Source organism: Pseudazoarcus sp. NS20, from assembly GCF_059703745.1.
On record NZ_BAAKIY010000004.1, the window covers coordinates 403416 to 429924 of the forward strand.

General features: G+C 63.5%; 18 protein-coding genes and 1 riboswitch. Of the genes, 9 read left to right on the top strand and 9 right to left on the bottom strand.

Annotation, left to right across the window (positions count from 1 at the left end):
* Positions 1-229: 229 nt before the first annotated feature.
* Positions 230-2338, bottom strand: a complete 2109-nt coding sequence (locus AC6H0W_RS13705; protein WP_497577740.1) for a TonB-dependent siderophore receptor — start codon at positions 2336-2338, stop codon at positions 230-232.
* A 69-nt stretch (positions 2339-2407) separates the two neighbouring features.
* A riboswitch (TPP riboswitch) is annotated at positions 2408-2506 on the bottom strand.
* A gap of 661 nt (positions 2507-3167) precedes the next feature.
* Between AC6H0W_RS13705 and AC6H0W_RS13710 the strand changes: the two genes are divergently transcribed.
* The gene (locus AC6H0W_RS13710) at positions 3168-4838 is read left to right on the top strand and encodes a diguanylate cyclase domain-containing protein (RefSeq protein ID WP_497577741.1); all 1671 of its coding nucleotides are present in this window, start codon (positions 3168-3170) and stop codon (positions 4836-4838) included.
* Between the two features lie 49 nt (positions 4839-4887).
* Here AC6H0W_RS13710 and AC6H0W_RS13715 read toward each other — a convergent pair whose 3' ends face one another.
* Entirely contained in the window at positions 4888-5982 is a 1095-nt protein-coding gene (locus AC6H0W_RS13715; RefSeq protein WP_497577742.1) for a zinc-binding metallopeptidase family protein, read from the bottom strand.
* Between the two features lie 248 nt (positions 5983-6230).
* Between AC6H0W_RS13715 and AC6H0W_RS13720 the strand changes: the two genes are divergently transcribed.
* Positions 6231-6482 (top strand): GlsB/YeaQ/YmgE family stress response membrane protein, encoded by a 252-nt coding sequence (locus AC6H0W_RS13720; RefSeq protein WP_497577743.1) that lies wholly within the window; start codon positions 6231-6233, stop codon positions 6480-6482.
* A 4-nt stretch (positions 6483-6486) separates the two neighbouring features.
* Here AC6H0W_RS13720 and AC6H0W_RS13725 read toward each other — a convergent pair whose 3' ends face one another.
* Complete coding sequence (locus AC6H0W_RS13725) at positions 6487-7398, bottom strand: LysR family transcriptional regulator (protein ID WP_497577744.1); 912 nt, start codon at positions 7396-7398, stop codon at positions 6487-6489.
* Positions 7399-7502: 104 nt separating this feature from the next.
* Between AC6H0W_RS13725 and metE the strand changes: the two genes are divergently transcribed.
* The 4 genes from metE (at position 7503) to AC6H0W_RS13745 (ending at position 16320) form a co-directional block, all read left to right on the top strand.
* The gene (metE, locus tag AC6H0W_RS13730) at positions 7503-9797 is read left to right on the top strand and encodes a 5-methyltetrahydropteroyltriglutamate--homocysteine S-methyltransferase (protein ID WP_497577745.1); all 2295 of its coding nucleotides are present in this window, start codon (positions 7503-7505) and stop codon (positions 9795-9797) included.
* 168 nt (positions 9798-9965) lie between these two features.
* Positions 9966-13781 carry an anti-phage protein Upx gene (gene upx / locus AC6H0W_RS13735; RefSeq protein ID WP_497577746.1) on the top strand — a complete coding sequence of 1272 codons (3816 nt, stop codon included), beginning with the start codon at positions 9966-9968 and terminating at the stop codon, positions 13779-13781.
* A gap of 211 nt (positions 13782-13992) precedes the next feature.
* Positions 13993-14829 carry a hypothetical protein gene (locus AC6H0W_RS13740; RefSeq protein ID WP_497577747.1) on the top strand — a complete coding sequence of 279 codons (837 nt, stop codon included), beginning with the start codon at positions 13993-13995 and terminating at the stop codon, positions 14827-14829.
* 282 nt (positions 14830-15111) lie between these two features.
* Positions 15112-16320 (top strand): MFS transporter, encoded by a 1209-nt coding sequence (locus tag AC6H0W_RS13745; protein WP_497577748.1) that lies wholly within the window; start codon positions 15112-15114, stop codon positions 16318-16320.
* Between the two features lie 322 nt (positions 16321-16642).
* Here AC6H0W_RS13745 and AC6H0W_RS13750 read toward each other — a convergent pair whose 3' ends face one another.
* Positions 16643-17287 (bottom strand): DUF4142 domain-containing protein, encoded by a 645-nt coding sequence (locus AC6H0W_RS13750; protein ID WP_497577749.1) that lies wholly within the window; start codon positions 17285-17287, stop codon positions 16643-16645.
* A gap of 364 nt (positions 17288-17651) precedes the next feature.
* Here AC6H0W_RS13750 and AC6H0W_RS13755 point away from each other — a divergent pair, with 364 nt between their 5' ends.
* The 3 genes from AC6H0W_RS13755 to AC6H0W_RS13765 all read left to right on the top strand — a co-directional run bounded on the left by AC6H0W_RS13755 (position 17652) and on the right by AC6H0W_RS13765 (position 19458).
* Complete coding sequence (locus AC6H0W_RS13755; protein ID WP_497577750.1) at positions 17652-18143, top strand: hypothetical protein; 492 nt, start codon at positions 17652-17654, stop codon at positions 18141-18143.
* Between the two features lie 258 nt (positions 18144-18401).
* Positions 18402-18602 (top strand): CsbD family protein, encoded by a 201-nt coding sequence (locus AC6H0W_RS13760; protein WP_497577751.1) that lies wholly within the window; start codon positions 18402-18404, stop codon positions 18600-18602.
* Positions 18603-18885: 283 nt separating this feature from the next.
* Positions 18886-19458 carry a hypothetical protein gene (locus tag AC6H0W_RS13765; RefSeq protein ID WP_497577752.1) on the top strand — a complete coding sequence of 191 codons (573 nt, stop codon included), beginning with the start codon at positions 18886-18888 and terminating at the stop codon, positions 19456-19458.
* A 120-nt stretch (positions 19459-19578) separates the two neighbouring features.
* Here the strand turns inward: AC6H0W_RS13765 and AC6H0W_RS13770 are convergent, their stop codons facing one another.
* From AC6H0W_RS13770 to AC6H0W_RS13790, 5 genes are all read right to left on the bottom strand, one after another.
* Positions 19579-22815, bottom strand: a complete 3237-nt coding sequence (locus AC6H0W_RS13770) for an efflux RND transporter permease subunit (RefSeq protein ID WP_497577753.1) — start codon at positions 22813-22815, stop codon at positions 19579-19581.
* Entirely contained in the window at positions 22812-24035 is a 1224-nt protein-coding gene (locus AC6H0W_RS13775; protein WP_497577754.1) for an efflux RND transporter periplasmic adaptor subunit, read from the bottom strand. Before AC6H0W_RS13775 ends, AC6H0W_RS13770 begins: the two co-directional genes overlap by 4 nt.
* 14 nt (positions 24036-24049) lie before the next feature.
* Positions 24050-25516 (bottom strand): efflux transporter outer membrane subunit, encoded by a 1467-nt coding sequence (locus AC6H0W_RS13780; protein WP_497577755.1) that lies wholly within the window; start codon positions 25514-25516, stop codon positions 24050-24052.
* Positions 25513-26172 carry a TetR family transcriptional regulator gene (locus tag AC6H0W_RS13785; RefSeq protein WP_497577756.1) on the bottom strand — a complete coding sequence of 220 codons (660 nt, stop codon included), beginning with the start codon at positions 26170-26172 and terminating at the stop codon, positions 25513-25515. The genes AC6H0W_RS13780 and AC6H0W_RS13785 overlap by 4 nt, the downstream gene beginning before the upstream one ends.
* 98 nt (positions 26173-26270) lie before the next feature.
* Entirely contained in the window at positions 26271-26465 is a 195-nt protein-coding gene (locus AC6H0W_RS13790) for a hypothetical protein (protein WP_497577757.1), read from the bottom strand.
* Positions 26466-26509 lie beyond the last annotated feature (44 nt).

Consider the following 26509-nt stretch of genomic DNA (forward strand, 5'->3'; position numbering starts at 1 on the left):
CCCGTTTCGTTTGTGTGGTGCGTGATCAGTTGTAGGTCGCGTTGAGCCGTAGGCGAAATGCGACGGCAGCGCGGGTAGTGGGCGTGGGCGTCGCAATTCGCTGCGCTCATCGCGACCTACGGGTGCAACCTTGGGGACTGGGTGCAGCGATGCGGCCTGCTTTCTGACGCGGGCGTAGAAAAAGGGGCTCCGGCACATGCCGGAGCCCCTTTTTTATAGTGGCTTGCGATCAGAAATCGAACTGGGCCGACAGGCGGAAGGTGCGCGGTGCGCCGGGAATCATGTAGCCGCCGAAGGTGCTGGAGGTGTCACCCCAATAGAATTTGTCGAACACGTTATTCACCCCGAAGCGGATGGTGGTGGCCACGCCGTTCACGTCGGTCATGTACTGCGCGCCGAGGTTGAACACGTGGTAGCCGGCGAGCTTGGCCCGCTCGTTGCCGCTGGGCGCAAACAGTTTGCTGCTGGAGTACTGCCAGCTACCGTTGAGGCGCACCTGCGGCATGGACGGTAGCGTGTATTCGCCGTACACCACGGACTTGTATTTGGGTACGTTGCCCACGCGTTTGCCTTCCACGCCATCGACATCGGCGAGGATGGTGGCCACGCTCGCGCCGACCAGGAGGTTGCGCGTGACGCGACCATCTGCGGAGAGCTCCAGGCCGCGGCGGCGGTCTATGCCGGACGCGGTGTAAACGTTGGCGGCTGACGTGTACTCGTACTGGCGCTTGATCTGGAACAGCGCCGCGCTGACGTTGAGTCGCTCCGTCAGATCAGCTTTCAAACCGACTTCGATCTGGCGAGATTTGGTCGGATCGATAGCCTGTCCCGCATTAGTCGTCCCAACGGGTGCTTCGCCGCCTGGCTCCAATCCTTCGGAATACGCGCCATAGAATGACCAGCGCTGATCCGGGCTGAACACGAGTGCGACGTTGGGGAGCAGAAAACGGTGGTTCTTGCGGCTCAACGGGCTGCCGTTGGCGTCGTATTGGTCGCGATCAAGCCGGACGTGGCGCAGCCCGGCATGCAGCTTGAACTGCTCGTTCAGGTGCATGACGTCTTGAATAAAGAGAGCGTGCTCATTGTCTTGCCGGCGCAGGCGGACGGGGTTGTTCGCGAGAGGACTGGGGGCGAGGTTGATCGGGTTATAAATATTGCTCGTGCCGACGAATGCAGAAACATACTCGGCGAAATGATCGCGCCGTTCATGCGCGGCCATACCAAACGTCACCTCATGTCGCATTGAGCCGAGACGGATATCACCCTGCAGCAAGGCTTGTCCTGCCAGCACCGTGCGCTTGTCATCGTCGCGACGTAGGTCAATCACGCTGTAGTTGCCATTGGCCTGGAAGCCTGTGGGCAGAGCTACCGCGTCGTCACGGCGCAGCTCGAAATAGTTGGCCGACACCTCGGTACGCCAAGCATCGTTGATCTTGTGCTGGAAGCGCAGGCCGACGTTGGTCACGTCGTCCACCACCGGGCTGCTCCACGGCTGGTTGTTGAGCATGTCGCGGGCGCTGACGCCCTTGGGCACCGTGGTGCCACCCAGCAACTGAAAGCCCGGTACCGAAAGCTGTGATTTGTGCAGGTAGTCGAAGTCGAGTTGCAGCAGGCTGTCGGGGGTGAGTTGCCAGTCGAAGGCGCCAGAGAAGAAGCGGCGCTCGCCGTTCGAGCCTTTGGCATACGAGCGCACTTCTGAGGCCATGGCGTTGATGCGGTAGCCGAACTGGCGGTCTTCACCGAAGCGGTCGCTCAGGTCGAGGGAGCCATAGATCGTGCCGCGCTCGCTTGCTTCCAGCGTGACGCTGCGCAGGGAGTAGTCGGTGGGGCGCTTGGTGACGTAGTTGAGCACGCCCCCGGACGAGGCCACACCGGCCTGCAGCCCGGCCAGGCCCTTGAGGATTTCCAGCCGCTCTTTGTTCTCCAGCATGATCGGCGCCTGCGCCAGCACCAGCAGACCGTCCTTGCGGTAGTTGGCGCCCGTGCTGATTTCGAAGCCGCGAATGGCCAGGCGGTCGGACAGGCCGATGGCGTTGTACGAATTCTGCACACTGGCGTCGTACTTGCCCGCCTCGGTGGCGGTGCGGATGCTGCGATCCTGCATCTGCTCTTGCGTGATCACCTTGACCGACACCGGCGTCTCGCGCAGCGGGGCTTCGGTGAAGGTGCCGATGCGCGCCTTCTTGGCGATGCCGTCGACGGACTCGCCGGAGGTGGTGATCACCACTTCGGGAAGGGTGGTTTCGGGCGGTTCGGCGGTTTGGGAGAGAGCCGGAGCGGAAAAAGCGAGTGCCGCGGGCAGCGCGAGCCGCCGCAGGTGACAGGGTGGTAGAAGCATGTTCGTTCCTCGTTTGCGCGGGGGACAAGCATGCGCAAGGACGACCGAAACGAACGCGGGTGGAAACACCCCAAGAACGTCGAGCTTCCCTACGCTGGCATTATCCAGGTCAGGTTCAAGGGTCTTTCTCACCCGAAGACGACGTCTCCAGGACCCCTAGCGTGGCGCGATGGTAGCACCGCCCCTTGCCAGGCCGAAGGGCTGGATTGCGGGTTGTTGACGTAGCGCAAGTCGGTACGGTGTGCGAAGCGCAAGATTCGCGGCAATGCGCGTGGCGTGTGCGCGACCGCAACGGCTTGCACGCATGGGTGAAACCGTGTGGGTGCCTATGGCATGTGGCACCGCCGCCCGACGTCATTGCGAGCGCAGTGCGGCAACCAGCTACATGTGCAATGTGCAGGCGCTGCGAGATTGCTTCGTTGCTGCGCGCATCGCAATGACAGGCTATCGAGGTTCTGCGGGGGGCGGGATAGGGGTTAGCGCGGCATTCGGATACGGCGGATAGGTCGCCTTTGGAGCATCGCGGCGCCGTTCGTTGCCGTGAGCCCTGACCGATCTGATGGCCGCACGGCCTCTTGCCGTCATTGCGAGCGAAGCGCCGCAATCCAGTGAGCATGTGGGCTGCTTTTCCGTCGGATCCTGCAATGCCGTGCGCTTATGTAAAAAACGACATGCAAGTGTGGTCGACCGCGGCGCTGCATTCGCGCAACAAACCGCAGCGCATTCAAATTTTCTTATGCACGAAGTTCGCTATACGTTCCTATAGTATCGATACGGCATCGCTGTTCATGGCGGGTGACGGTGCAGTTCCCAGTCTTAAAGGGGATTCATGCTGGAGCGCTTCTTCTGGGTCGGTGGTGATCCCACGCTGCTGATGGTCGGCACCTACCAGCCGGCTCTGGTGGTGCTCTCTCTGGTGATTGCGGTTCTGGTCTCGTGCATTGCCATGCAGGTGGCGGGCCTTGCGCGTGCCGGCCACAGTCAAATGTTTCGTCAGTTGGGGATTGCTACCGGCACGGTTTCGCTCGGCATAGGCATCTGGTCGACGCATTTTCTCGGGATGATGGCGTTCGAGTTGTGCGTGCCGGTGAGCTACGCCCCTTTCATGACCATCGTCTCGATGGTGCCGGCCCTGCTGGCTTCATGGATGGCTTTGAGCATGCTGGTACGCGAGAGCGTTACGCGCAGCCAATTGCTTGGGGGCGGCTTCCTGGTGGGGGGCGGCATCGGCGCCATGCACTACATGGGCATGGCGGCCATGCAGATGGCCCCGTTGCTGCGCTTCGACCCGTTCTGGTTCTTTGCTTCGCTGGCGGTGTCGGTGCTGCTGGCGTGGTTTGCGTTGTGGCTGCGTTTCGGCCTGCACAAAAGCTGCTGGCTCAACGAGATTCACCTTGTGCTGCTCAGTGGCACCGTCATGGGCGGGGCGGTGGCTTCCATGCATTATGTGGCGATGCGGGCAGCGCGCTTCGTCGGTGAAGACATGCCGGGCTTCGTGCCCACGATCGATTTCGATATCGTCATCGGCATCACCGTGGTCACGCTCACGCTGGGCATGGCCGTGCTGGCGGGCAATCTGGTGCTGCGTTTCAAGGCGCTGTACAGCCAGTTGCGCATCAGCGAGCTGCGGCAAAAGGCCATCTTCGATACGGCGGTAGACGCCATCATCACCATCGAGCGCGACGGCACCGTGGTGTCGGTGAATCCGTCGGTCGAGCGCTTGTTCGGCTGGCAGGCGGGTGAGCTGATCGGCAACAACATCAGCATGCTCATGCCCGAGCCGCAGCGCTCGATGCATGACGGCTATCTGGCCAACTATCTGGGTGGCGCCCCGGCGCGCGTGATCGGCATCGGGCGAGAAACCACTGCCCAGCGCAAGGATGGCTCCACCTTTCCGATCCGTCTCGCGGTGGGCGAGATGCGGTTCGGCAAGCTCGTGCGGTTCGTTGGCTTCATCACCGACATTTCCGAGCAAAAGCGCATCGAACTGCTGCTGGAGCGTGAGGCCTTCCACGACCCCTTGACCGACCTGCCCAACCGTCGCCAGTTGTCGGTAATGCTGCCGCGCGGCATGGCGCGGGCCGACCGCTCGGGCGACCTGTTGGCGCTCATGTTCCTCGATCTCGACGGCTTCAAGCAGGTGAATGACGAGCTCGGCCACGATGTGGGCGATGAGTTGCTCAAGGAGGTGGCGCGCCGGCTGTTGGGTGCGGCCCGGCGCACCGATTTCGTGGTGCGGCTGGGCGGCGATGAATTCGTGGTGGTGCTCGAGGGCCTGCACGACGAGGCCGAAGTCGAGCCCATCACCGAGAAATTCAGCCAATGCCTGGGCGAACCGCTGGTGCTGAGCGGCCACGAGCTGGCGCTCAAGGGCAGTTTCGGCACGGCCTTCTATCACCCGGGCGAAGGCATCACGGCAGAGCAACTGCTGCACCACGCCGATCTGGCGATGTACGCCGTCAAGAAGCAACGCCGCGCGGCGCGTGCGTCCGCCGTCTGACTGCGCCTCATTCGTGCAAGGCGCGGGGCTGCATGGTGGGCTGCGAGCCTTACGGACGCTGCCCGATGACCAGATCGTGCACGAAAGCCATTTTGCGTCGCACCGGCTGGGGCAGGGCGAACGGATAGAGGTCGGCCGCGCCGATCGAGCGGCTCAAGGTGTTGAGTGCCACCGTCAGCGCCACCCATGACTCCAGCAACTGCTCCACATCCCTGATTTGATACGGATCGACGTCGATCTCGGTCGACAGCTCGCCGCGGATATCCATCTCGGGGCGCACGGCGATGCCCAGGCTGTTGGCCGTTTCCAGCGTATCCACCATGTGCAGGTAATGCGCCCAGGTTTCGGCCCAGTCTTCCCACGGGTGCATGGTCGCGTAGGCGGATACGTGCGTTTCCGCCCATTCCGGCGGCGGGCCGTCGCGGTAATGCTTCTCCAGGGCTTCGCCGTAATCGAGCCGGTCATCGCCGAACAGATCGCGAAACCGCGCGAGCGTGTCGCCGGCGCCGTCGCGCACCAGCAGATCCCAGTAGTAATGGCCGATTTCGTGGCGGAAGTGCCCGAGCAGCGTGCGATACGCCTCGCCCATCTGGGTGCGTGCCTTCTCGCGCAGCACGTCGTCGGCCTCGTTCAGCGAGATGGTCACCACCCCGTCGGCGTGGCCGGTGAACACTGGCTCGTCGCTGTCGGGTCGGTCGGCGAGAAAGTCGAATTCCAGCGGTTGCGGGTGACCACTGTCCGGCACGGGCAGCGGCAGGCGAAGACGGAACAGCGTGTAGAACAAGCGCCGCTTGGCGGCTTCGATCTTCTGCCAGTGCGCGTTGTTCACCGGGTCGTCCAGATTGGGCACGGTGCGGTTGTGCTGGCAGGCCAGACAGAACTCGGTGTCGGGGGAGCCTTCGTCGGCCGGCACCATCCAGTTGCAGGCGCTGTGCTCCCAGTTCTTGCAGAAGCGCCAGCGCTGAATGTTGGACCCGCTCGCGGCGCCGGCACTGGGCAGCACCCGCCAGCGCGGGCCGTCGGGCTCGATCGCCGCCATGCGATCTTCCTGCGGCAGGTAGCCCACCGGAGTGTTGCAGCGCAGGCACACGGTGTTTTCGAAGTGCAGCATCTGCTGGCAGCACTGGCATCGGAAGAGTTTCATCATGCCCTCGCATGGCAGTCCGCAAGGTGTACAGAGTAGCGGCGATGCCCCTGAATGGACCCGCCTAAGGTTTTGCTGGCGGTGAATGTTGCGTGCCGTACATACTGCAGCCGCTGCGGTGTTCATGCGCCGCTCGGTCTCGGTTTTTTACGCTTGCGCACAAATATGGCAATGCCGTTGCGGCATGATGCGGAAGCGCCCGCAGCCCCACGCTGCGGGCTTTTCAACAAATCGCGGGAGGATACGAAATGGGCGAAGCAGGTATTGGGTGGTTGGCCGCCATCATCATTGGCGGGCTTGCGGGCTGGATTGCGTCGGGCGTGATGAAGACCAACACCGGCATCTTGTGGAACATCGTGCTGGGCATCATCGGTGCGTCGGTGGCGAGCTTCCTGTTCGGCATTCTGGGCATTTCCTTCGGCGGCTGGCTGGGCTACCTGATTGCCGGCATCCTTGGCGCATGCATCCTCATCGGCCTCGTGCGGGCCATACGCAAGTAGCCGTTCACACCGCCGGTGCCGCCTCGTCGCGGTGCCGGCGCGCCAGTTCCACAAACGCCGTCAGATAGTCGATTTGCCCATCTGCCTCGCGGATGCCCAGGTAAATCTGCTTGGCAATGCCGCGCGGCCCGAGCCGCACCGGCGCCACATCCAGCTTGGCGGCGTACTTTTCCACCAGCCAGCGCGGCAAGGCCGCCACCCCCCGGCCACTGGCCACCATCTGCAGCATGATGTCGGTGGTTTCAATGGGCTTGTGGCGCTTGGGCGCAATGCCGGCGGGCGTCAAAAACTGCGCGTAGATGTCGAGTCGGTCGGTCTCCACCGGGTAGGTGATCAGCGTTTCGTCCGACAACTGCTCTGGCCGCACATACGCCGCGCCGCGCAGGGGGTGTTGTGGGCCCACCACCAGCACCTGTTCGTAATCAAACACCGGCTCGAAGTGCAGGCCCGGTTTGTAGAGCGGGTCGGGCGTGACCAGCATGTCGATCTCGTAGCCGAACAGCGCGCCGATGCCGCCGAACTGGAATTTCTGCTTCACATCCACATCCACCGCCGGCCACGCGGCCAGATACGGCGACACGATCTTCAGCAGCCATTGGTAGCAAGGGTGGCATTCCATGCCGATGCGCAGGGCGCCACGCTCGCCACGCGCGAACTGGCGCAGGCGCTCTTCGGCGTGGTCAAGCTGCGGTATCAGCCGGTTGGCCACGGCCAGCAGGTATTCGCCGGCCTGGGTGGGGCGCAGGCTGCGGCCCTCGCGGTGCCAGATGGCCACGCCCAACTGGTCTTCGAGCTTGCGCATGGTGTGGCTCAGCGCAGATTGGGTGAGGTGAAGCTGCTCGGCTGCGGCGGTGAGGGAGCCATGTTCGGCCACGGCACGGACGATGGCGAGGTGACTGCGTTCCAGCAGGGGCATGGTCTATGTGTGAGATATATTCATTGATTCATGAAAAAGTACCATTTTTATTCATGAATTGCTCGGCCTAGCATTGCGGCTTTCTGAACTACGGAACATCCGCCATGGCACTCACCCACAACCTCGGCTTTCCGCGCATCGGCGCCAAGCGCGAACTCAAATTCGCCCTCGAATCCTACTGGAAGGGGCAATCCACCCGTGACGATCTGAAGTCGCTGGCTGCCGATCTGCGCGCCCGCCACTGGGCCGACCAATCGCAACTCGACCTCGCCCCGGTGGGCGACTTTGCGTTCTACGACCAGGTGCTGGACATGAGCTTCACGCTGGGCAACCTGCCCGAGCGCGTGCGCGGCTTTCATGGCGATACGCTGGACAACTACTTCCGCGTGGCGCGCGGTAGATCGGCTGCGTCAGCAGAAGAGCACGCCGGCTGCTGCGGTGGCGTGGCGGCCGGTGAGATGACCAAGTGGTTCGACACCAACTACCACTACATCGTCCCCGAGTTTGCCGCCGACACCCGCTTTGCGCTGGATGCCTCGCGCATCGTCGAGCAACTGCGCGAAGCCCGCGCCCAGGGCGTGAAGGCCAAGCCGGTGATCATCGGCCCGGTTACCTACCTGTGGCTGGGTAAGGCCAAGGACGACTCCAACAAGCTCGACCTGCTGGCGCGCCTGCTGCCGGTGTATGCCCAATTGCTCGACACGCTGGCCGCCGAGGGCGCCGAATGGGTGCAGATCGACGAGCCGGTGCTGGTCACCGAGCTGGATGCCGACTGGAAGCATGCCTTCAACCTTGCCTATCACGAGCTCAAGGCCTGCAGCGTCAAGCTGCTGCTCGCCACATATTTCGGCACGCTGCAAGAGAACCTGCACCTGGCCGCAAACCTGCCAGTGGCTGGCGTGCATCTGGACGCCGTGCGTGCGCGTGACGAGGTGCTCAGCCTGCTCGGCTTGTTGCCGGCCAGCAAGGTGGTGTCGCTGGGCGTGATCGACGGCCGCAACATCTGGAAGACCAACCTTGCCGCCGTGCTCGACTGGCTTGAGCCGCTGCACCAACGCCTGGGCGACCGCCTGTGGATCGCGCCGTCGTGCTCGCTGCTGCACGTGCCGGTGGATCTGGATAGCGAACAGCGCCTGGATGCGGACGTGCGCTCGTGGCTGGCCTTTGCCCGCCAAAAGCTCGAAGAGCTGCGTGTGCTGGCCTTTGCGCTCAACTTCGGCCGCACTGCCGTGCAAGCCGAGCTGGACGCCAACCGCGCCGCCGTCGAAGCCCGCCGCGCTTCGCCGCGTGTGCACAACCCTGCCGTAAAAGCAGCGCTGCAAAAGCTCTCCGCCGACCTCGGCCAGCGCAAGAGCCCGTATGCCCTGCGCGCCGCCAAGCAGGCCGCGCACCTGAACCTGCCGAAATTCCCCACCACCACCATCGGCTCGTTCCCGCAGACGCCGGAAATCCGCCAGGCGCGCAGCCAGTTCAAGGCCAAGGAGATTGATGAGGCCACCTACCGCGCCGCCATGCAGGCCGAAATCGCCCGCAGCGTGCGCGAGCAAGAGGCGCTGGGGCTCGACGTTTTCGTGCATGGCGAGGCCGAGCGCAACGACATGGTCGAATACTTCGGCGAGCAGCTTGATGGCTACGCCTTCAGTCAGTTCGGCTGGGTGCAGAGCTACGGCTCACGCTGCGTCAAACCGCCCATCCTGTTTGGCGACATCAGCCGCCCCAAAGCCATGACCGTGGAGTGGAGCCAGTACGCCCAATCGCTCACCGACAAGCCCATGAAAGGCATGCTCACCGGCCCGGTGACCATCCTCAACTGGTCCTTCGTGCGTGACGACCAACCGCGCGCCACCACCTGCTGGCAGCTCGCACTCGCCATCCGCGAAGAAGTGCTCGACCTCGAAAAAGCCGGCGTGCGCGTCATCCAGATCGACGAAGCCGCCCTGCGCGAGGGCCTGCCGCTGCGCCGCGCCCAATGGCAGCACTACCTCGACTGGGCCGTCACCGCCTTCCGCATCACCGCCAACGGCGTAGCGGACGAAACCCAGATCCACACCCACATGTGCTACTCGGAGTTCAACGACATCATCGCGTCCATTGCCGACATGGACGCCGACGTCATCACCATCGAAACCTCGCGCTCCGACATGGAACTGCTCGACGCTTTCGACCACTTCAACTACCCCAACGAAATCGGCCCCGGCGTGTACGACATCCACTCGCCCAACATTCCGGACCAGCAACACATGGTGCAGTTGATGAAGAAAGCCGCCGAACGCATCCCCGCCGAACGGCTGTGGGTGAATCCGGATTGCGGGCTGAAGACAAGGCAGTGGAGTGAGGTGCTGCCGGCGCTGACGAACATGGTGGAGGCGGCGAGGGTGTTGAGGGCGGAGGTGGTGTGACGTGAAGCTAGGAGGGGTACTTTTGTAGCGCGTGATGCCCCGGCCGTGTGCAGGGACTGAACACCTAGGCCACCTTTGTTCCCTAGGCTCGATTGAAATTGCTCCGTTCTCTTTATTACCAAATCACATAAGATCGGTCTAGAACAACCACCTTGCATAGGTCCGCACGTGAACGAGCACCTCCCTCCGCCGGATTTGCATCCTTTACTTGAGGCAATGAGTGAGATGCCCGTTTGGGCAGGCCTCGAGTACTCGTTCGATGATGTCGCGAAGGACAACGCGGCACTAGTCGCCGAGCTCGTCGGTTTTGAGCGGGATGGCACGGTGGCTTTGCTCGCGAGCCTGCTCACTCTTCCCGCACATCAATCCGAGTGCTTGCGCTTTGAGCTGCTTGCCGCCCTCGCTCTTATCTACTGCCAAGGCCAGCGGGTTGCTACGGTCGACGATGCACGACGCTGGCATTGCGCCATCGGTGCGTCGAAGAGTGTCGTCGGCGAAGACCCCGCAGAAGACGTATTCGTTTCACTTGTGGGGAACGCGAGAGGCGATTACCGAGTATTGGAAGGAGTCTGGGAGGCCGCAGGCTTTTATACCCAGTTGATGGTCGGCATTGTCTCTGACATGCCTGACGTTAGCCGCTATCGCTCGCTCAAGCGCGCCGTACAGGCACTTCTTCGTCTATCGGACCTCGTTTGCGCCCGCTCCGGTTTACGCCGTTATGAGCCCGGCGGCAAGGTGCTCCCCGACTCGCTTGATACAGGCGGGCTTGAGGCGGACGTGCTTTGCCCCCGTGTCATGTTATCCAATCGCACTCTCCGAGCTGCGGACGTGGCAGTTGCGGACCTTGCGCTTTTCATACTCGATCCATCACAGATCAGCGACCTTGGAGGTCAGACACCCGGGGCGGGGACCCTTGAGCAAAGACCGCTGCTCCGCACGCGAGATGGGCTTGTGGTTGTGCTTCCCACTGCCATCACCATCGCTCTTCGCCACGCAGTGATAGCGTTCGCAGACCGAGCTGGAGAACTGAACAAGCTCGACAGGGAGCTGGCCAGCGCGTACTCGCGCACCTTCTTCGAGACGCCGGTCTTCGGCCGCGGGGGGAGGTTGCGGTTGCGCTGGCAGCAGTGCAGGACGACCCATACGGCAATGGCCGTCTCCAAGGTCGATGTGGGCCACGTTATGGTGCTCCAGTTCGTCTTACCCTGCATACAGCTGCACTGGAGCACAGGTTTCAGCAGCATGCTCCAACTTGATGAGGAGACCACTAGTGTTCTCGATGCCAATGTAGTAGAGGCTGTTGCTGGGCTCGCCCAGGAATCTAGCTTCCAGCGCGGAATGGTTGTGCGCGTCGGTTGTGGCTGGGGTGCAGGTTTTGCCGGTACGGAACCTCAATTGCCTGAGGGCTGGCAGTTCGAGTGGATGTCTGGCGCGGATTTTGTCCGCCTTGGATCTCTCTCTGAGATGTCCCCGCTTGCCTTGTGGCGTGTGCAAGATGCGGAAGAGACAATTGCGCGAGCCGGTGTGCAGATCGTCAATTTCAGCGGCATCCTCAACCTTCTGGGCTGGGTACGCACCAATGACGGCCACATGGTCCCTCATGATCAATTGCCAGAGGGACGTATCACGCCGCAAAACCCACTAATGATCGCACTTCCGACGAATCTGCTCTGTGACGTTCGCATCGCAGCCGACATGGGGTACGACCGACACCGTGCCCGGGACAACAGTGGCAAATGGCACAGGGTGATTAGACCGTCTGCAGAGGACTTCTTCCCGACTGAACGCGACAGCAAGTGCTACGCATCCATTGATGAATTAGACACCCAACGCCTGACCTGTGTGTACGAGGGGCAGGACAACCTATGGGTGACAATTGAAGCTCCCCGCATGCAAGACCACGGGCTTGTCATTGAACTTGCCAGAATGGTGCGGCTATGGATTGGTCGGATTGGCGAGGCGCTTGAAACTTTTAATCAGCAAGCAACCAGAAAATACGTAAAGGTTTATCTGCATTTTGCAGATAGCGATGATATCGATCAATTCGAGGGTGAAATAATTCCCCTGAATCTCAATTCTTTTTGGCAACTCGAGCGCACCCGTGAACAGGGCGCTCTTCGGGTGGTGCTTAAGGACGGATACCTTGCTGGCTTCCGTGCGTCAGATAATCGTGCAGAGCGCGCCCTTGTGCGTGCGCTGGGCGCGGCGTTTGCCACGCTGCTTCGCATTAACGCTCCTTACGACAAAGCCGTCATAGTCGAGCAGATGGCAGTGCCCAATGACACTGCGCGCAGCTTCCATCTCATGGAGACATTCGACTTTGTCGCCCGCGTTCGCGGCTCATTGACCCGACGTCTTGTGACCATCGAGCCCATCGAGTCGGGGGCTGCCCGGATTGAGCTTGGGTGGCGTGCGGTTGCAGCCGACGCACCATCCCAATACGAGGGTAAAAAGGCGGTTGGAAAGCTCCTCAACGACGTCGTTGATGTGCTCGTGTATGACGTGCAACGCGAGCTAGCGCGCTTCGATCGCGAGAAAACGCTCCTGCGCCTTCTGGAGAACTGCGAGCAGGCACGCTACGAAAAAGGACACTGGCAGCGCACGGCAGCGGCCCTCCTCGGCCTACACGCCGGCGAGGAGGGGGCAGAGGCAACGATTGTCGAACAATTAGGGCGTTATGACGGCGCGACGTTGGCCTCAAGGTTGGTCATTGAACTAGCCCTTTGCATCTGCCCCACAGAGGGAGGGATGGAGCCTTCCGACATGGCGCTCAGTCGGCTCCTTGCCCGTATATCACTGCTTTTTCGCGTCGGAGGGATGTCAGATGCGGTGCGTTTCGGTGCGCTGCCAGCCACAGTGAGGATATCTCCCCTAGGCGACCTTCTCTTCCGCGACGAGCTTGGGCAAATGGTGCTGGAGCCCATGCTGTCGAAAGCCACCGCCGAACAGTTTGAAGAGCATGCGGCACAGTACGAACGTCACTACGCTAAGGTTCCCGAAACGAACGAGTCGGTCTGCGAGGAAGACGGAGCTAACAGTTTGCAGCGCGACGAGGATATCCAGACTTTCCTTGCACTCTGGAAAGCCGAAATGGGCTTTACGGTTGAAGACGGTATCCGCCTCGTTGATGCGCTGGAATCAATTGGCATAGAGCGTCACTCGGCGATTATTACGATGAGGCGGAAGCAGTTGCTAAACACTGCTAAGTCGGCCGGGCTCGACGATCACGCCGCTGATGCTGTCCTCGACCAGTTCATACTCAGCCCACGCCCACGATGGGAAGAGGTGCCGGATGGATTTGACCGATCCGACATTTATCCTTGGCGCTTCGGTCGCCGTCTGTCAGTGGCTGCCCGCCCCATATTGCAATTAGACGATAGTCACGACCCTTGGGTGATCGTAGCGCCGGGTATGCTCCGCACTTCCCTGAAATACATCTTTACGGGAGCCCACTCAGGACGGCTTAATCGTGAGTTCTTCCGTACCGAAGGGATGAGAGACAGGTGGCTAGGAGAGGCTCGCGAAGGGCACACGTTCGAGACGACCTTGGAAGGGCAGCTACGCTTGGCTGGATGGACTGTTCGGCGTGGCATCGGCTTTCCCGAAATACTTAACCGCAAACTACCAACTGATTTCGGAGACATAGACCTCCTTGCATGGCGCCCAGATCGCAATGAAGTGCTAATAGTGGAATGTAAGGATCTTTCACTAGCCCGAAACTATTCGGAAGTCGCCTCACAGCTTTCCGAGTACCAAGGTGGCGACATAAAGGGCAAACCAGACAAGCTAAAAAAGCATCTGAACCGCGTTGCGCTGGCCCGTGAGAACCGCGAGGAGATCGCGCGGTTCACGCTCGTTTCAAACCCTGAACTTGTTTCTTGGCTGGTCTTCAGTGGCGCATCCCCAGTCGCTTTCGCCCAGTCGCAGATCGCTGCACTGGAGGGTACTCATGTGGGGAGGCCTAATGACCTTCTTGCATACTGATGTAGCGCCGGGCAGCCCGCCGCAATGAGTCGTTCGGGGCCGGCGGGTGATCCAGCAAGCTGGCGATTGCGTTTTTTCGACGTAAATACGGCATTAAACGGTGTCTCCCGCATCGCGACGTCAGGCGCTATCGGGTAGCCTCTCGCAGAGACGACCCGCTGCAGCACGCGCCTATCCGCCCGTCAGACGAACACACGTTGTGAGCCCCTACATGCCTCGCCTTTCGCTCCCCGCCACCACCGATCTGCCGCGTCGCCGGATGCTGTGCTGTCTGGCCGCTCTGCCGCTGTGCGTTCTTGCCTCGTCAGCCTCCGCGCAGCAGCTTGAAACCATCCAGCTCCGCCATCAGACGCCCGACCGCGTGCTGCGGATACTCCAGCCTCTGCTCGCGCCCGGCGGAACCCTGACCGGTTTCAATGACAAGCTCTTCCTGCGCACGACGCCAGAGAACCGCAGGCAGATTCTGCAGGTGCTTGCCGAGATCGACGCTCCGTTACGGCAATTGATCATCCAGGTCAGTAGCCAAGGCAGCCATAGAGAAGGCCGGCGAGGCTATTCGATCGGCGGCGATGTGGTCGTCGGGGGCAGCGGCACCCGAATCGAGGGCAGCGCGCGTGACAGCGAACGCACGCGCAGCAGTTCCGGTGAGCAGCGAGTACGCGCCACCGAAGGCAGCCCGGCTTTCATTCAGGTGGGGCGCTCGTTTGCGATTCCGCTGCGCGAGGTGGTGATCGGCCCGAACGGGGCGGTGATCCGTGAGAGCACCGTCTGGCGGGATGTCGGGAGCGGGTTTCATGCGGTGCCGCGCGTCAGCGGGCAGCGCGTGACACTCGAAATCAGCCAGTTCGCCAATGCCGCCAGGAGCCGACGCGGAGATGCCGACACCCGCCAACTGAGCACAACGGTCAGCGGCCAACTTGGCGAATGGATCGAGCTTGGTGGCACCACTACTTCAGACCAAAGCCGCAGCAGCGAACTGCTGGGTCGCGGCGCGGGTCGGGAAGTGAGCCAGCAATCGATCTGGTTGAAGGTGGATCTGGCGCAGTAAGAGCGGTGCGCGGGGGCTGGCGACGATGTTGAGCAAGCCGCAGTCAAGCAGCCACAGAAAATTCCCGATCGGGAATTCATTGCGATATCCGGGTGGTTCCGAGTGAATGGTTCCCGATCGGGAACATGCTTCGGCTTTTCTGACCGTCTCCGTGATTGACCGGGCCCGCCATTCGCTTACCGTCCCGCGCGGGCGTTCGACGGCTTCGGCCGGGCCTTCCCCTCGCTGGAACGGATGCGGTTCGGCGAACGCCTGCTCCCGAATGATTTCAAGGAAGAATGGATGTCCGATGCAACGGATTCGCGGGCCTTGGCTGCGTCCGGCGCGGCCTCGCCTGCGGCGTGGTGGGCGGTGGTGTCGCTGGCCTTCGGGGCGTTTGGTTTGGTGACGGCGGAGTTTTTGCCGGTGAGCCTGCTCACGCCGATGGCGGCGGAGCTGGGGGTGTCGAATGGCGTGGTGGGGCAGGCGGTGACGGCCACGGCGGTGGTCGCCGCGCTTGCGGGGCCGTTGCTGGTGTTGAGCCTGGGGCGGTCGAACCGGCAGAAGGTGGTGTGGGGAATGATGGCGCTGCTGGTGCTGTCGTGCGTGCTTTCCGCTTACGCCGAGAGCATCACCACCTTGTTGCTGTCGCGCGCGGTGCTGGGGCTGGCGCTAGGGAGCTTCTGGGCCATGATGGCCGCGCTGGCCTTGCGGTTGGTGCCGTCTGAGCAGGTGCCACGGGCCATTGCGATCATCATGATGGGCGTGTCGTTGGCCACGGTGTTGGCTGCGCCGCTGGGGGCGTACCTGGGCGAGTTGCTGGGCTGGCGGGCGAGCTTCATGGCGGCGGCGGGGATTGGCGCGGTGGGGCTGTTGGTGCAGGTGCTGACCTTGCCCAGCTTGCCGGCAGTGGCCGCGCCCGGCTTGGCGACATTCAAGGCAGCGCTGTCGCGACGCTCGGTGAGGGTCGGGCTGGGCGCGGCGCTGCTGATCATCTCGGGGCACTTTGCGGGCTTTACCTTCATCCGGCCGTTTCTCGAGGAGGTGCCGCGCTTTGACGCCTCAACGGTGTCTCTGGTGTTGTTGGCGTTTGGCGTGGGGGGCTTCTTCGGCAACCTCGCGGGTGGCGCAGTGGCCACCCGCAGCCCGGCATGGGCGGTGGCGAGTGCCGCGCTGCTGGTGGCCGTGGGGGCGCTCGCGTTGTTGGCCTTTGGCGAGCGTGCAGCGGTGACGTTTGCGGCGTTGGCGCTGTGGGGCTTTGCGTTTGGCGGCTTTCCGGTGTCGATCTCGATCTGGAACGCACGCGCGGCGCCGGACTACGCCGAAAGCGCCGGTGCGCTGCTCACGTCGATGTTCCAGATTGCGATTGCCACGGGCGCGGTGCTGGGTGGCGTGGTGATCGAGGGCTTCGGCGTGGCGGGCGTGATGGTGTATTCGGCGGTGGCGACGCTGCTCGGGGCGTGGGTGATGCTGGGGCTCGGGCGGCGGTCGGAGAGGAGTCGGGGGCTTTGAAGGGCGGGTGCGCAAGGCTGGGGCAGTGCCGCGGATGCTGTCATTGCGAGAAGCGTCAGCGGTGAAGCAATCTGCGGCGGTGGTGCGGGTGGTGAGTCACGAGATTGCCGCGCTGCGCTCGCAATGACGGGAATTGGGGCACTGCTGGTGGGTAGGGAAGGGTGCTGCGCGGGTGGGCGTCGAGTGATCGGGCCTGTCCATGCGTCTGTGGCTTGGCTGCGCGGAGTTTTCGCAGCACTGACAATAGGCCTTCGGGAAATAAAAAACGGGCGAGACAGCCGCAAGGCCGTCTCGCCCGTTGTGCTTGGCGCTTAGCTGACGCTTAGTCTGCGCGTACTTTTTCGCGCAGATCGCGCGCCATCTTCAGGTGTTCCTGCAGCTTGGGCAGGGTTTTCTCGGCCCAGGCGCGGACGTCTTTGTCCTGCGCTTCGTTGGCTGCGCTCTGGAACAGTTCGACGGCGTTTTCATGCGCCGTCTCGCCGATGCGGGCAGCGTAGGCGCGGTTGAACGGCTCGCCGCTGAGCGCGCGCAGTGCAAGCAGCTCGGCACGCTGGGTGACCGAGGGCTCTTCGGGCAGGGTCACGCCTTTGCGATCGGCCAGCTGGCGAAGCTCTTTGTCAGCCCGGGTGTGCTCGTCGATCATCTTCTGCGCGAACTCGCGCACGGCCGGGCTGGGGTTGCTTTCCATGGCGATGCGGCTGCCTTCGACTTCGGTCAGGCCCGATTGCGCGGCGCTGATGAGAAATTCGTGGTCGGCCTCGCTCAATTCGCCCGATTTCAGCTCGCTGTCTTCCTTGGATTGCTGAACCTGCTGTGCGGCCGGGCCGGACTGCAGCGGGCGCTGTTCGGAAGGCGGTTCCGTGGGGTTGGTGGTGCCGGTGGAAGTATCCACCTGGGCGAACGCGCCTGCGGAGAACAGGGCAAAGCCAGCGGTTGCAAGAGCAATGGTAAGCGGGTGCTTGGTCATGCGATCCTCCTTGATCGAGTGCAAGGACGCCTCTTGTGCGAGGCGCGATTTGAAGCCGGCGTGTGGCGTGAAAGGTGTGCGAGCACGCCGGCCCTGAGTCAGTTGCAAACCCCGTTCCCGCCCGATCGGGAAATTACGGAAGGGCGCGCACCGTCGCTCGGGTAAAAACTGCAGCCGACGCGTAAGGACTACATGGCGCAACGTCTTGAGACGAGGCGAGGCGGAACTGACGGATCAGGGGAGAGTCCTGAATAGGCGTGCAAGCGGCCGGTTTCGCTCTGCAGGCAGGCCGCAGGCATAGCCCTTGCTGCGGTGGTGATGCGGAAGTTTCCGCGCTGTTTCAAACAAAAAGAAGGAGCAATTGATGAGAACGAAGATGACGGTAAGCCGCATGGCTACGGTGTTCGGAAGCAGTCTCTTGCTTGCGCTCTCGGTGGGGACTCAAGTTCACGCGGCGGGCGAAAAGGCGCCCATGCAAGTTGCTCAGGCGGCTGGTACCACCGCGACAGGCACGGCTGATGGAACCAAAGGCACGATGGGTGCTGCGGGTATGCAGCGTCCGGGTGGCACGTACGGTCAGGAACAGCGCCAGCGTGAGGGGCAGACCCAGACGCCGAATGCCCCTGCCGGTGCTGCCGGGCAGTCAATGGAAGGGCAGCGCGGCACGGACACCAGCTCCAGCGGCGCAGGCGCAGGCGCGGGTACTGGCACCGACCGCACCGGTGGCGAAAGTGATACCACCAAGGGCCGCCAAGGCAATGGCCCGGCTGCCCCGAATGGTGGCACCGGCACCGATGTCCCGGCAGCGCGCGGCGGCACCAGCGGCTCCGGGGGCGCGGGCGGCATGGCTCGCTAAAGCGTTTAAGGCTGCGCCGACCCCCGGGTTTGGCACGGCAAGTTGCGGCGTCAATGGCTTTTGCGGCCCTTGGCGCCGCGTTCGTTTACAGCCACCACGCGGCCTGGGTGGGCGTTTTGGCTGGCAGGGCACGGCAATTGCAGGACGTGTAGCGCCGCCACCTCGATTGCGTGGCGGCGCGACGGCAAAGGCGTGCTTTGCCGTCTGCCTTGTCGGGACGAAACAAGGCAACCGAAACTCAACTCCAAGGAGTGCGTAATGACCAACGAAGACATCATCAAAGGCAACTGGAAACAGGCCAAGGGCCGCATGAAGGAGCAATGGGGCAAGTTGACCGACGACGACTTGACCGTTGCCGACGGCCATCGCGATTACCTCATCGGCAAGGTGCAGGAGCGCTACGGCATCGCACGCGACGAGGCCGAGAAGCAGGTGCACGACTTCGAACGCGGCTTCTGAGCCCGGGCGCCTGACGGAGGCGCTGACTTCGTCATGAGTTGCATGGAGGTTTTGGCCCGGCCGAACTCGCGCAAGCGATCAAGGCGGGCCGTTTTTTCGCCGGGACGCTTTGGAGAGAGGCCGTGGGCCAGGGGCCTCATTCGTTTCGGGGCGCTGAGCACGAGCGCGTATCGCGCCGAGAGCCCCTTCCGGCGCCGCACCAGAGGTCTTGTTACGCTTTCGGTGGTGATGATTTGCGCGTGACCGAGTCCAGCCTTGTGTAAAACGCTACTAGGAGATTCCCATGAATACGATCATTGCAGGACGGTTCGAGACCCAGGATCAGGGGCAGCAGGTTCTGGAAGCGTTGCAGCGTGCGGGGTTCCAGCGGGATGCGCTTGCGTTGTTCTATGTGGCTCCCCAAGGGCAGCACGATACGTTTCCGGTGGGCGGCGATCAGGACGAATCGCCCGGCGCGCGTGACGCCGACAAGGGCGCCGTGGCCGGTGGCGGCGCAGGTGCGGTGGCGGGCGCTGCGGTGGGTTTGGCCACCGTGCCGCTGGCCGGCCCGGCGGGCTTGGTTGCCGCGACCGCGGCCGGTGCTTACACGGGCTCGCTGGCGGGCGCGATGAAGAAAACCGACCACGAATCTCAAGCAGACGAAGAGGTGTCCGCCTCCGATTCGTTGAAAGTCACCGAGCGACACGCCGGCGTGCATGTGGCGGTGCGCATCGACTCCGACTCGAACGACCCGAAAACCCAGGCCATCCGCACGCTGCAACAATATGGCGCGGTGGAAGTGGAATACGCCCGCGGGCACATCGAAGACGGCGACTGGTCCGACTTCGACCCGCGCGAGGCGGTGACGCTGGTCTGACGCCTGTCGGGGGCGGGCACTCCTCCTCCCTTGCCCGCCACCCCGAAGCCCCTTGCCGGCGTTAACCGGCAAGGGGCTTTTTCTTTTTAGGTGCAGAGGAGGTGCGGGTGTGGCCGCGCCTCAGTCGAGCGACTTGGGCTGCCCTGCGTCTTTGGGTGTAAGCAGCAGGTAAAGGGCGGGCACGACGAACAGCGCGAAGACCGACACCGAGATCAAGCCGAAGATGATGACCAGCGTGAGCGGCCGGTAAGAGGCGTTGCTGATGGTCAGCGGAATCAGCCCCACGATGGTGGTGACGGCCGTGGACAACAGCGGGCGCAGGCGCCGGGCCGAGCCGGCCGCTGCGGCTTCGGCAATCGACAAGCCTTCACGCAAGTAGGCGTTCATGGTGTCGACCATGATGATGCCGTTGTTGATGGCGATGCCGATCAGCGAGATCAGCCCGATCATGGCGAAGAACGAGAAGGTGATGTCGAACGCCCAGAAGCCCAATGCCGCGCCGATGACCGCCAGCGGCATGGTGATGAAGATGATGAAGGCCTGGCGGAAGCTCGAGAACACGATCACCAGCACGCCCACCACCAGCACGATGGCGACGACCAGTGCGATGAGGGCAGAGCCGAAAGTTTCAGCCGTGTCGGCGGACTCCCCGCCGATCGAGCTGCGGTAGTCGTTGGGCCAGCCGCTCTCCAGCTCAGCCAGACGCGGGCCGACTTCCGCCATCACTTCGGTGACCGTGCGGCCTTCGTTCTTGGCCATGACAGTGATGGCGCGCTCGCCATCGACGTGGGAGATGGCGATGGCCGCTTCGGAAGGCACGGGCTCGGCGAGCTGGCTCATGGCAATGGATTGGCCGTCCGGCGTGAAGGCACGAATGCGCGAGAGCTCGTTGATGTCGCGCGGGCCGCCGGCTTCGCCCGGGCGGCTGGGCCATTCGGTACCGATGCGGATGTCGATGTCGTCGATGCCGTCTTCGGTGACGAACTGCCCCACTTCGTCCGAGCTGAATGCGATGCGCAGCTGCGCCGCCAGATCGTCATGGGTGATGCCGAAGAAATCGGCGGCCTCGCGGTTGGGGCGCAACGCGATCTGCGGTTGCAGCATGCCGATGTTGTCTCGCACATCCACCACACCCGCGGTGTCGGACAGCAATGCCTGCACCTGGTACGACAGACGTTGCAGTTCGTCCATGTCAGGCCCGATGAGTCGAATCTCGATGGGGTCGCCAGTGGTGGGGCCGCCGCCCTCGGCGACTACCAGCAGTTGTGCCGCCGCCGCGTGCTGCTCGAGATACGCGGACAATTCGCGGCGCAGCTCGTCGGCCAGCTCGAAGGATTGGGCGTCGCGCTCTTCGATCGGGTGGAAGATGGCCGAGAAGCCGATGAAGTTCTCCGCCTCGCTCGGCTGCAGGCTGGCGGCCATCGACGTGGCCGCAAAGGGGCTTTTCAGGCCCACCAGTTTGACCACGCTTTCGAAGTAAGGCTTCTGGCGCAGGATTTCGCCGATCTCGTCGGCCAATTGCTGGGATTGCTCCAACTGTACGTTGGGCGGAAGCTGGATGTTGATGCCCAGACGTTCGCCATCCACCGGCGGGAACAGCTCGACGCGTGCTTGCGTGAAGGCCAGCATCGCCACCACGAACATCACCAGCGTGCCGGCCGCCCAAGCCCACGCCTGCTTGCGGCTGGCGACCACACGTCGCAAGTTCCAGCGTTCAAGCCCTTCGACGGCCCAGCGCGTGACGCGGTCCGAGCGCCCGAGGTCTTGCGGGTTCTCGGGTGCGCGCTGGCGCCCGAGCAGAAAGCGCGACAGTGGCAGGGAGCACAGCATGGCGACCACGAACGACAGCACCAGACAGATCACGGTGGTGGTGGGCAGTACACGAATGAATTCGCCGGTGGTACCACTGATCGACATCAGCGGCACCAGCGCCAGAATGGTGGTGATCTGCGCCGCGAAGGCGGGCATGGCGTAGCGCTTCACCGTTGCCAGCACGGCTTGGCCGAAGGTCTTGCGCTGGTTGTAGATCTCGTCGTGCACGCCTTCCATGAGGATGATGAACACGTCGATGATCATCACCAGCGCAATCACCATGCCGATCACCACCAGCTCGTTGAGCGAGTACCCCATCAGCAGAATGGCCAGCAGCACGCCGGCAAAGGTCACCGGCACCGACAGGCCCGCCACCAACGCTTCGCGCCACGCGATGGTGATGAACAGGATGACGAAGACGATGAGCATGGTCTGCAGGGCGCTGCCGAACACATCGGTGAGCGAGTCCCAGATCTGCGCCGCTTCGTCTTGCGTGGCGGTGTAGTCGAGCCCGGCTGGCCAACTGCCTTCGTTGCGCATCTGATCGAGCGTGTCGCGCAGCAAGGCCACGAGGTTCACGGTGTCGGCGCCCGGCGACTTGCGCACGGCAAGCTCCAGCGAGGGCTCGAAGTCCGAGCCCCGGTCGCTGAAGAAGGCGCGGGTGGTCTCCGTTTCCTGCATGCGCCGCACCGTGGCCACCTCGTCAAGCCGCACGGCCCGCCCGGCTTGCACGCCATCCAGGCGTGCGATGGGCAGGGCGCGCAGATCTTCCACTTGGCGGAAGCGTCCCTCCAGACGCACCACGGCGCCGATACTGTCACTGCGGATTTCGCCGAATGGCTGTTCGATGTTGGCTTGCTGTACGGCGGTGCGGATGGCGGAGGGCGACAGCCCCAATGCCAGCATGCGCTCGGGGCGCAGCAGAATCTGCACGATTTCTTCTCGCTCGCCGCCGATATCGACTTCATTCACGCCCGGAACGCGTTCGAGCGTGTCGCGAATGCGGCGCGCCAACTGGTTCATCGCGGCAGAGCTGCCGTCGCCGTGCAGGGTGAAGGTGAAGATGGGCCGGTCGTCCACCGAGGCCTGATTGATGGCCGGGCGTTCCACCTCGGCAGGCAATTCGGCCTCGGCATCCGCCACGGCAGCGCGCAGGCGCGTCATGGCGTCTATGGGGTCGACCGAAGCTTCGAACTCCACAGATACGATGGAGTAGGAGTCGAACGAGGCGCTGTCCACGCGCTTGACGCCCTGCAGCGTGGTCACCTCATCCTCAATGTGATCGGTGACCTGCTCCTCCATGGTGCGCGGGTCGGCCCCGGGCCACATGGTGGTGATGGTGGCCTGCGGAATGTCGAGGTCGGGCAGCGCCTCCTTCACCAGTTGCGAGTAGGCCATCAGGCCGCCGAGCGACAGCGTCGCGGCGAGCAGGATGCCGAACACCGGCTGCAGAAAGAAGAAGCGGGCGAAGCGGTTGGCGTCGCGGACTTCCGGTGTCTCTTCTGCCGGCGCGGGCGGTCGGGTTTCCGCTACGGGCTCGCTCATTGTTCGCTCCGATTGCCTTGCAGCACGCGTACCGACTGCCCGTCGCGCAGCGCCGCGCGGCCCTCGGTGACCACCAGCTCGCCTTCTTCCAGCCCCTCCGTGACGGCGCGGTATTCACCCGATTGCTGGCCCAGTTCGACGCGACGCTCGATGACCTTGTTGGTGGCCTCGTTGAGCACGAAGACGAAGGTCTGGTCACTACGGAAACGCAGTGCGCGCAGCGGCACGGCCAGCGCATTCTCCTCTTGCGGGCCGGCAATCCAGACCGCGACGAACTCGCCGTCATGCAGGCCGGAGGCATCGTCTTCGGCGTGCACGATGATTTCGAACGTCCGCGTGCCGGGGTCGAGCGAAGGGCTGACGGCGTGCACACGCCCTTCGACACTGTCCTTGCGGCCCTCCGGGTCTACGTGCTGGCCTTCGGTCGGGGGGTTGGCGCCGACCACGGCTCGGGCACCGACCGACACCTGACGGAAATCGTAGGACGGCAGTTCGACCCGGATCTCGAAACGGTCGGGGTCGATCACCAGCGCCGGCACGGTGCGCAAGGCATCCTGCTCGGTCGCGGTCTGCACGGCATTGGGGGAGAAATAGCGGCCTTGTTCGATGTTCAGCCGCGCCAGCACGCCGTCGATGGGCGAGACCAGCCGGGACTCCTCGACCCCCACTTTGGCTTGCTCAACCTGGGCGCGGGCGCTGTCGAGCGCGGCTTTGGATTGCTGCACCTGCACCACGGCCTCGTCGAGTTCCTGCTGCGAGGCCGATTGCTGCTCGATCAGCGTTTCGTATCGCTTCCGGGTCACTTCCGACAGGGCGAGGTTGGCCTCGGCCTCGGCCACGGCAGCCCGCGCGGCGCGCAACTCGGCTTGCAGACGTTCCGGTGCCTGATTCGCTATGAGCTGCCCCGCTTTGACGTGACTGCCGATGCGCAGGTCGTCGTCGACATGGGTGACTTGCCCCTGCTGGGTGAAGGTGAGGAATTCGCGCTGCTGTGAGCGCGCCGTGCCTTGGCTGTACACCCACGCTTGCAGCGAGCGCCGTTCGACAGGCGCCACCCGGATGCTGACCGGCTGTTCGCCCTGACCGCTCTGTGCGGCATCGGCGGATTCAGTGGCATCGGCCTGGTCGGATGTGGCGTCATCGTTCTCGTCGCCGTTTCCGCAGGCAGCGAGGGTCAGCAAAGTGAGCAAGGCAAGGATGAGCAGTCGGCTTCGGGGCATGGCAAAGGCCTCGGTCAGGGGGCGGTTTGAGTGGGGTGGGCAACGGCGGGAGGCGCCAGCGTCTCGGGTGTCTCTTCGAAGCCGCCGCCCAGCGCCAGGTGCAGGGCGATGCGGTTTTCGAGCCGCGCATGGTGCGCGGTGATCTGGGCGCTGCGCCCATCCAGCGCGCGCTGCTGGCTCTCGAGCACATTGAGGAACGGGTCGATGCCTTGCAGGTAGCGGTTGTACGACACCCGCACGGCCTCTTCGGCGGAGCGGGCAGAGCGCTCCGCCGCGGCCTCCTGACGTTGCAGCAGGTTGTCGACCACCAGCGCGGTTTCGACTTCAGACAGGGCGGTGAGCGCGGTTTCCGCATAGGCGCCAAGCGCCTCGTCGCGCTGACCCTCGGCGATATCCACCTGCGCCACCAATCGCCCGCCCTGAAATACCGGTTGCAGCAGCCGCCCTGCAATCGACCAGATCAGGTTGCTGCTGTTGAACAGCTCCGACAACTCGCTGCCGGCGAAACCGGCAGAGCCGGTGAGGGAGAACGACGGCAGGAACGAGCGCTGCGCTGCACCCAGCTCGTAGCCGGCGCTGAGCAGGCCCAACTCGGCGGCGCGCACGTCGGGCCGGCGTGCCAGCAGCTCGGCGGGCAGCCCGGTTTGCGGCGCAGCGGGCACCGGCGGCAGTTGCTCGGCCGTGGCCAGCGTGCCGGCCGGATAGCGGCCCATCTGTATCTCGAGTTGGCGCAGGCTGCGTTGCAGCGCTTCCTGGCGCTGCTCGAGCCCTGCGCGGGCCGATTCCAGGTTGGCCTCGGCCAGCATGCCGTCAGCCGGCGAAGTGATGCCGACACGAACGCGGTTATCAATCTGGCGGTGTATTTCGGCCAGCGAGCTGACTGTGCGCTCGGACAGCGCCACCTGGGCGCGTGCATGCACGATGTCGAGGTAGAGCTGCACCACCTGAGCGGCCATTGACTGGCGCATTGCGCGCAGCTGTTCGCCGCTGGCCAGGTAGTCGGCCCGGGCGGCCGAAGACAGCGCGGACAATCGGCCCCACAGGTCGAGCTCCCAGCTCACGTCCAGTGCGGCATTGTGGGTGGCGCTGAGCACCGAGGCATTGTCCGCACCGGGGAGCAGCGGCATGTTCTGGCGCTGGCGCGTGCTCCCCAGGCCGATGCCGATCTCGGGCAGGCGGTCGGCCCCTTGCAGGCGGGCCTGTGCCTCGGCCATGCGCGTGCGTGCAATGGCCTGCGCCAGCCCGGGGTTGTTCAGCAAGGCCGCGTCCACGAAGCTGTCGAGTTGGGGGTCGCCGAAGGCGCTCCACCAGCGTTCGGATGGGGTGTAGCGGGCTTCGATGCCTTCGGCGCTGAAGCCTTCTGGCAAGCTGAACGGTAACGCGACGGGGTCGGGACGGACCGTTGCACAGCCCGTCAGTACGGCGACGGTGAGCACGGCTGCGACCGAGCGCAGGGGCAGGCGAGGAGGATGGGCGTTCATTGCGCGCTCTCCGTGCGCTTGAGCAGTGTCAGCAGCATTTCACGATGCGCCAGGCGGATTTCAGCCACGTTATCGGCGGCTTCCTCGGTACCGAGGATCAGGTAGCTCATGATGGCCAGCAGGCTAGGGGAAGACAGCACTGAATAGCGGCGTGTGGCAGCGCAGTCGGGCAATTGCCCGCGCGCCACGCAGGCGTCCATTTCGCTCTGGCGCTGCTCGTTGTAGGGCTGGAAAATTTCACGGTGCCAGCGGCGGGTGCGTTCCGGAGAGCGTCCGCTTTCCGAGATCAGCAGGCGAAAGGTGGCCTGCACGCCCGGGTCACGCGCCATGCGATATGCGCCATCGAGAAAGCCATCCACGACATCTTCCAAGGTGCGGCCTTCGGCCCAGTGCCACTGCGGCCTGTCGGTCTGATTGAAGATGTTGCGGATGAGCAGCGCTTCGAAGAGGGCGTCTTTGCCTTCGAAGTGCGCGTACAGGCCGGCCTTGGTGATGCCCACGCGCTGCGCGATGCGATCCATGGTGGCGCCCTCGAAACCGACCGCGCTGAATTCAATGAGTGCGGCGTCGAGAATTTGCTGGCGTCGCACCTCCGGGGCGAGACGCACACGCTTGCGTACCGCGGGCGGGGCCGGATGGGGGGCAGGGCGGTTCATTCAGGTAGGCGTCGTCGGCGAAGGAGATTCCAACGAGCATACCAATCGCACCCGTCATTAACTACCGCTTGGTCGTTAATGAATGTTAGTCGATGTAATCAAGCGAACAGTTTTGCAGCGTGCGAGGCGAACGCCAGCCCGCAGATCAGCGCAATCGGCAGGTTCAGGAAAAACCACGGGTCGCCCTTCTTGAACAAGCGTTCCCACGGCACGCCGTTGCGGCGCTTCTGGAAGACGAGCAGCCCGGTGTAGGTCAGCGCGGTGATGAGGACGAGCGCGATGCCTTCGGCCATGAGAGGGATTCCTGCGGGTTGGTATGCAGGGAGTATGGCGTGTT

Excerpts from the sequence above, each read along its gene's own strand:
- AC6H0W_RS13705 (WP_497577740.1), bottom strand. The coding sequence starts at position 2,338 with ATGCTTCTACCACCCTGTCACCTGCGGCGGCTCGCGCTGCCCGCGGCA.
- AC6H0W_RS13710 (WP_497577741.1), top strand. The coding sequence starts at position 3,168 with ATGCTGGAGCGCTTCTTCTGGGTCGGTGGTGATCCCACGCTGCTGATG.
- AC6H0W_RS13715 (WP_497577742.1), bottom strand. The coding sequence starts at position 5,982 with ATGAAACTCTTCCGATGCCAGTGCTGCCAGCAGATGCTGCACTTCGAA.
- AC6H0W_RS13720 (WP_497577743.1), top strand. The coding sequence starts at position 6,231 with ATGGGCGAAGCAGGTATTGGGTGGTTGGCCGCCATCATCATTGGCGGG.
- AC6H0W_RS13725 (WP_497577744.1), bottom strand. The coding sequence starts at position 7,398 with ATGCCCCTGCTGGAACGCAGTCACCTCGCCATCGTCCGTGCCGTGGCC.
- metE (WP_497577745.1), top strand. The coding sequence starts at position 7,503 with ATGGCACTCACCCACAACCTCGGCTTTCCGCGCATCGGCGCCAAGCGC.
- AC6H0W_RS13740 (WP_497577747.1), top strand. The coding sequence starts at position 13,993 with ATGCCTCGCCTTTCGCTCCCCGCCACCACCGATCTGCCGCGTCGCCGG.
- AC6H0W_RS13745 (WP_497577748.1), top strand. The coding sequence starts at position 15,112 with ATGTCCGATGCAACGGATTCGCGGGCCTTGGCTGCGTCCGGCGCGGCC.
- AC6H0W_RS13750 (WP_497577749.1), bottom strand. The coding sequence starts at position 17,287 with ATGACCAAGCACCCGCTTACCATTGCTCTTGCAACCGCTGGCTTTGCC.
- AC6H0W_RS13755 (WP_497577750.1), top strand. The coding sequence starts at position 17,652 with ATGAGAACGAAGATGACGGTAAGCCGCATGGCTACGGTGTTCGGAAGC.
- AC6H0W_RS13760 (WP_497577751.1), top strand. The coding sequence starts at position 18,402 with ATGACCAACGAAGACATCATCAAAGGCAACTGGAAACAGGCCAAGGGC.
- AC6H0W_RS13765 (WP_497577752.1), top strand. The coding sequence starts at position 18,886 with ATGAATACGATCATTGCAGGACGGTTCGAGACCCAGGATCAGGGGCAG.
- AC6H0W_RS13770 (WP_497577753.1), bottom strand. The coding sequence starts at position 22,815 with ATGAGCGAGCCCGTAGCGGAAACCCGACCGCCCGCGCCGGCAGAAGAG.
- AC6H0W_RS13775 (WP_497577754.1), bottom strand. The coding sequence starts at position 24,035 with ATGCCCCGAAGCCGACTGCTCATCCTTGCCTTGCTCACTTTGCTGACC.
- AC6H0W_RS13780 (WP_497577755.1), bottom strand. The coding sequence starts at position 25,516 with ATGAACGCCCATCCTCCTCGCCTGCCCCTGCGCTCGGTCGCAGCCGTG.
- AC6H0W_RS13785 (WP_497577756.1), bottom strand. The coding sequence starts at position 26,172 with ATGAACCGCCCTGCCCCCCATCCGGCCCCGCCCGCGGTACGCAAGCGT.
- AC6H0W_RS13790 (WP_497577757.1), bottom strand. The coding sequence starts at position 26,465 with ATGGCCGAAGGCATCGCGCTCGTCCTCATCACCGCGCTGACCTACACC.